Origin of the sequence: Stackebrandtia sp., assembly GCF_035643755.1 — a bacterium.
In the GTDB taxonomy this organism is placed as follows: domain Bacteria; phylum Actinomycetota; class Actinomycetes; order Mycobacteriales; family Micromonosporaceae; genus Stackebrandtia.
Genome location: NZ_DASQPW010000302.1, coordinates 1 through 4,516, shown reverse-complemented (window position 1 = coordinate 4,516; position 4,516 = coordinate 1). Strand labels below are relative to the sequence as shown.

The following is a 4,516-nucleotide window of genomic DNA, read 5'->3' as shown; positions in this document are numbered from 1 at the left end:
GTCTGCGGGGAGGTCGGCGCGATCGGCGGGGACCCGGCGGGCGACAACTGCATGGCCTCGCCGCCGACGGCGGCCCGCGCCGCCTGCGCCATGGCCTCCCCGGTGGCGAAGCGCTGCGAGGTGTCCTTGGCCAGCGCCGCGGCCACGACGGCCCTGGCGGCGGCCGGGACGTCGTCCGGCAGCGGCGGCGGCTCGTCGTTGACATGCCGCATCGCCAGCTCGACCGGGTTGTCGCTGTCGAAGGGGCGCCGCCCGGCCAGGCACTGGTAGGCGACGATCCCCAGCGAGTATACATCGGACTGTCCGGTGACTCCCTGGCCTGAGGCCTGCTCCGGGGAGATGTAGGCGGCGGTGCCCAGCACCGAGCCCGCCTGCGTCAGCCCGCCGGTGAGCGCCGAGCGCGCGATGCCGAAGTCGGTGAGCATCACCTTGCCGTCGCCGGTGAGCAACAGGTTGCCCGGCTTGACGTCGCGGTGCACGATGCCCGCCTTGTGCGCGGCGTCCAGCGCCTCGGCGGCCTGCGCCAGGATCGGCAGCGCCTCCTCGGCGGTGAGCCGGCCCTGCCGCTGCAAACGCGCGGTCAGCGCCTCGCCCTCGACGAACTCCATCACCAGGTAGGCGATCTGGCCGCCGCCCTGCATCGGCGACTCGCCGTAGTCGTAGACCCGCACCACGTTGGGGTGGGTGAGGGTGGCGACCACGCGCGCCTCGCCCCGGAACCGCTCGATGAAGCCCGGTTCGTTCAACAGCGACGGCAGCAGCACCTTGACGGCGACCACGCGGCCCAGAACCTCGTCGGTCGCCCGCCACACATCGCCCATCCCACCGGTGGCGATGCGCTCGTCCAGCCGGTAACGGCCGCCGAGTTTCGTGCCCGGACTCATCATCGTTCAAGTCATTCCTTAGCTATTGGGTTCCGCGGGTGCGGGTGTCCGCCAACCTTATTTACCCAGATAGGTCTTCATGAGGTCACCTGCTATCTGTGTGGCGTCACCGCTGCCATGTTCACCGGCGTCCGTCAACAACACGCTCACCGCGACCTTCGGGTTCCCATTGTCGTCCATCGCGTAGCCGGTGAACCAGCCGTGCTCGGGCGCGCCCTCGCCGTGTTCGGCCGTGCCGGTCTTGCCACCCACGGTGACCCCGGGTATCTGCGCCTTCTTACCGGTGCCGTGCTCGCCGTTGACGACCTCCTCCATCATTTCGCGCAACTGGCTGGCGACGTTGGAATCGATCGGGGTGGCCCGGCTGTCGGGGGCCGGGGTGTCGGCGGTGGTCTCGTCGGAGTACTGCAACTCCTTGATCAGATTGGGCGTCATCTGATCGCCGTCGTTGGCGATGGTCGCCGAGATCATCGCGTCCATCATCGGCGTCTCCTTGACCTCCTGTTGCCCAAAACACGCCCGGGCCAGATACGACTTGGCGTCCACGTTGCCCAAGGTGCTGGGCGCCACCGTCAGCGGGGTGGTGAGGGAATCGTCACCGAAGCCGAAGTCGTCGGTGATCTCCTTCATCGCCTCGGCGCCGTCGTCGACCTTCCCCTGGAAGTTGTCGACGCACAGCTTGGCGAAGGCGGTGTTGCAGGAGCGCGCCAGCGCCTCCTTCATCGTGAGCTGTTTCTCCGGACACTGCCCGTCGGAGTTGGTGATCTCGATGTCGCCGCCCTGCGGCGGGTTGTAGGAGTTGCCCGCGTCGATCATGGTGTCGGGGGTGAGCCCCGCCTTGAGCGCCGCGGCCGCCACCAACACCTTCATGGTCGAGCCCGGTGGAAAGCTGTCCTGCGTCGCGCGATCCAGCGCGGGATTGCCCGCCCCGTCGGCGTTCAGGTCCTTCCAGGTCTTGGCGACCTCGTTGTTGTCGTGGCTGGCCATCGGATTGGGGTCATAGGACGGCGTCGACACCTGGGCCAGGACGTGCCCGGTCGCGGGGTCCAACATCACCGCCGCCTCGGGCGCGCCCGGCGTCACCGACTGGTTGTTGGAATAGTCGGTCAGCGCCTTCCACGCCTGTTCCTGGAGCTTGGGTTTGATGCTCAGCACCACGTTTCCGCCCGACACCTCGTCGCCGGTGAACATCTCGCCGACGCGATCGGTGAACAGCATCGGGGCCTCGCCGTTGAGGATGTCGTTCTCCGCCTTCTCGATGCCGGTGGAGCCGAAGGTCAGCGACATGAAGCCGGTCAGGTGCGCGTACGGGTCCTTCTGCGGGTACTCGCGCTGGTACTTCAGCTCCCCGTCCTTGGTCTTGACGCTCTTGGCCAGGGTCTGGTTGCCCGCCAGGATCAGCCCGCGCTCCCGCGAATACTCCTCGAGGGTGGTGCGGCGGTTGTAGGCGCTGTCCTTGTAGTAGTCACTGTTGACGAACTGCACCCAGTTCAGGTTCAGAAACAGCAATGCGAACAGCGCCACCACAACGAGGGTGACTCTCCTCAATGGTGAGTTCACGGTTTCACCTCGGGTGACGTCGGAGGGGATGGTGCTTCGGATTCCGGGCCGGGGGCCGGCTCGGGTTCGGGCGCTGATTCCGGGGGTGCGTCGAGTCGTTCGGGGATCGAGACCAGCTGGGTCTCGGAGTCGTCGGCGCGGTCGGCGGCCGACACGATCTGGGTGGGCGAGTTGTCGGCCATGCCGGGCGGCGGCGCGATCTTGATCGGGCCCTGCGGGGCCGCCTGCGGGCGCCGCGCGGAGTCCGACACCCGGATCAACAACGCCAACAGGATCCAGTTCGCCAACAGCGACGAACCGCCCGCCGCCAGATACGGCGCGGTCTGGCCGGTGAGCGGGATCAGCTTCGTGACGCCGCCCAACACGACGAAGATCTGGAACCCGACGCTGAAGGCCAGGCCGCCGGCGAGCAGCTTGCCGAAGGAGTCCTTGACGCCGAGCGCGGCGCGCATCCCCCGGGCCACCAACAACAGGTACAGCATGAGGATCGCGGTGAGACCGAAGAGCCCGAGCTCCTCGCCGAGACCCGACAGGATGAAGTCGCTGTTGGCCGCGGGGTTGGTCTCCTGCGGCTGGCCCGCCCCGGGCCCGTAGCCGAAGACGCCGCCGGAGCCGAGCCCGATCAGCGACTGCACCAGCTGGCGCCCCGTGTTCTGGGCGTCGGCGAAGGGGTGCAGCCAGATGTCGACCCGCTCCTGGAGGTGGGAGAACAGCGAGTACGCGAACACCGCGCCGGCGGCGAACAGCGCCAGTCCGATGAGGACCCAGCTGATCCGCTCGGTGGCGGTGTACAGCAGCGCCACGAACAGGCCGAAGAACAGCAGCGAGGTCCCCAGGTCCTTCAGCCCCACCATGATGACGACGCTGGTGGCCCACACCACCACGATCGGCACAAAGTCCTTGAGGCGCGGGAAGTGCATGCCGAGGATCTTCTTGCTCGCCAGCGACAGCACCTCGCGCTTGCGCACCAGGTAATAGGCGAAGAAGATCAGCAGCAGCAGCTTGGCGAACTCGCTGGGCTGGATCGCGACGAAGCCGAGGTTCAGCCACAGCCGGGAACCGTTGACGTTCATGCCGATCCCCGGAAGGATCGGCGAGGCCGCCAGCACCAGACCGGCGAAACCGGCGACGAACGGGTACCGGGCGAGATTGCGGTGATCGCGGACCAGCCACAGGACGGCGGCGAAGACCACCACCGCGACGATCATGTACGTCAGCTGCTTGCCGCCGGCGTCGCCGAACACCGCGGAGTTCGCGCGGTCCGCCTGGGTCGGGTAGTCGAAGACCTTCTGGAACTGGCCGTCGATCTTCTTGTAATAGAAGGCACTCAGGTCGAGGCGCCGGATGAAGATGACGCCGATGCCGGTCAACAGGCCGCCCACCGGCAGCATCACCGGGTCGGCGTACGGGGCGAACACCCGCACCAGGATGTGCCCGATGAGCAGCATCCCGGCGATGATCCCTACCAGGACGAACGCGGTGGGCGTGATCTGGCCGGCCAGGCTCACCTGGACGGCCGCCTCGAAGACGAACAGCACCAGCACCGCGACCAGCAGCAAGGCCAGTTCGACATTGCGCCGGGTCGGCACCCGAGCCGGAGTGGACGTGCTCAAATACCCTCCCGATCAATCCGTCTGCCGACAGTCGACACCTGGCTTCGGACTCGGACTCGTCGCCCCGTCCGACGGGCTCGACGTCTTGTCCGACGGCGAACCGCTCTTGGACGAATGGGGCTTCGAGCTGGACGCGCTTCCCGAGGGCTTGTCGCTCGTCTTCGACGGCGACGGCGAGGACGGCTGGGGGCAGGGCTCCAGGAGGTTCGACTCCCCGGTGGTGACCTGCTGGAGAATCCGCATGGCGTCCTCGCGGCCGTTGGCCGGGATGCCCTGCTTCACCTTGCTGCGGGCGGCGGGGGTGAGGTCCGACAGGGGCGTGTCGCTGGAGACCTCCACCTTGGACAACGTCATGCCGAACAGGTTGCCCTGGACGCCCTGGAACGCCGCCACGTGATTGTCCTTGTCGACGCCCACATAGTACTGTCCCTGGTAGACCAGGAATCCGACCCCGGCCAG

At 67.5% G+C, this 4,516-nt stretch carries 3 protein-coding genes and 1 pseudogene; all 4 read right to left on the bottom strand.

Annotated elements, in window-relative coordinates; all coding sequences use genetic code 11:
- On the bottom strand, positions 1-887 hold an 887-nt coding region (locus VE172_RS23910), incomplete at its 3' end, for a serine/threonine-protein kinase (RefSeq protein ID WP_349258522.1).
- A gap of 54 nt (positions 888-941) precedes the next feature.
- On the bottom strand, positions 942-2,444 hold the full coding sequence (locus tag VE172_RS23905) for a penicillin-binding transpeptidase domain-containing protein (RefSeq protein ID WP_324804521.1): 1,503 nt from the start codon (positions 2,442-2,444) through the stop codon (positions 942-944).
- Positions 2,441-4,057 (bottom strand): FtsW/RodA/SpoVE family cell cycle protein, encoded by a 1,617-nt coding sequence (locus VE172_RS23900; RefSeq protein ID WP_324804520.1) that lies wholly within the window; start codon positions 4,055-4,057, stop codon positions 2,441-2,443. The genes VE172_RS23905 and VE172_RS23900 overlap by 4 nt, the downstream gene beginning before the upstream one ends.
- 12 nt (positions 4,058-4,069) lie before the next feature.
- Positions 4,070-4,516: pseudogene (locus tag VE172_RS23895) on the bottom strand (protein phosphatase); the annotation flags it as partial.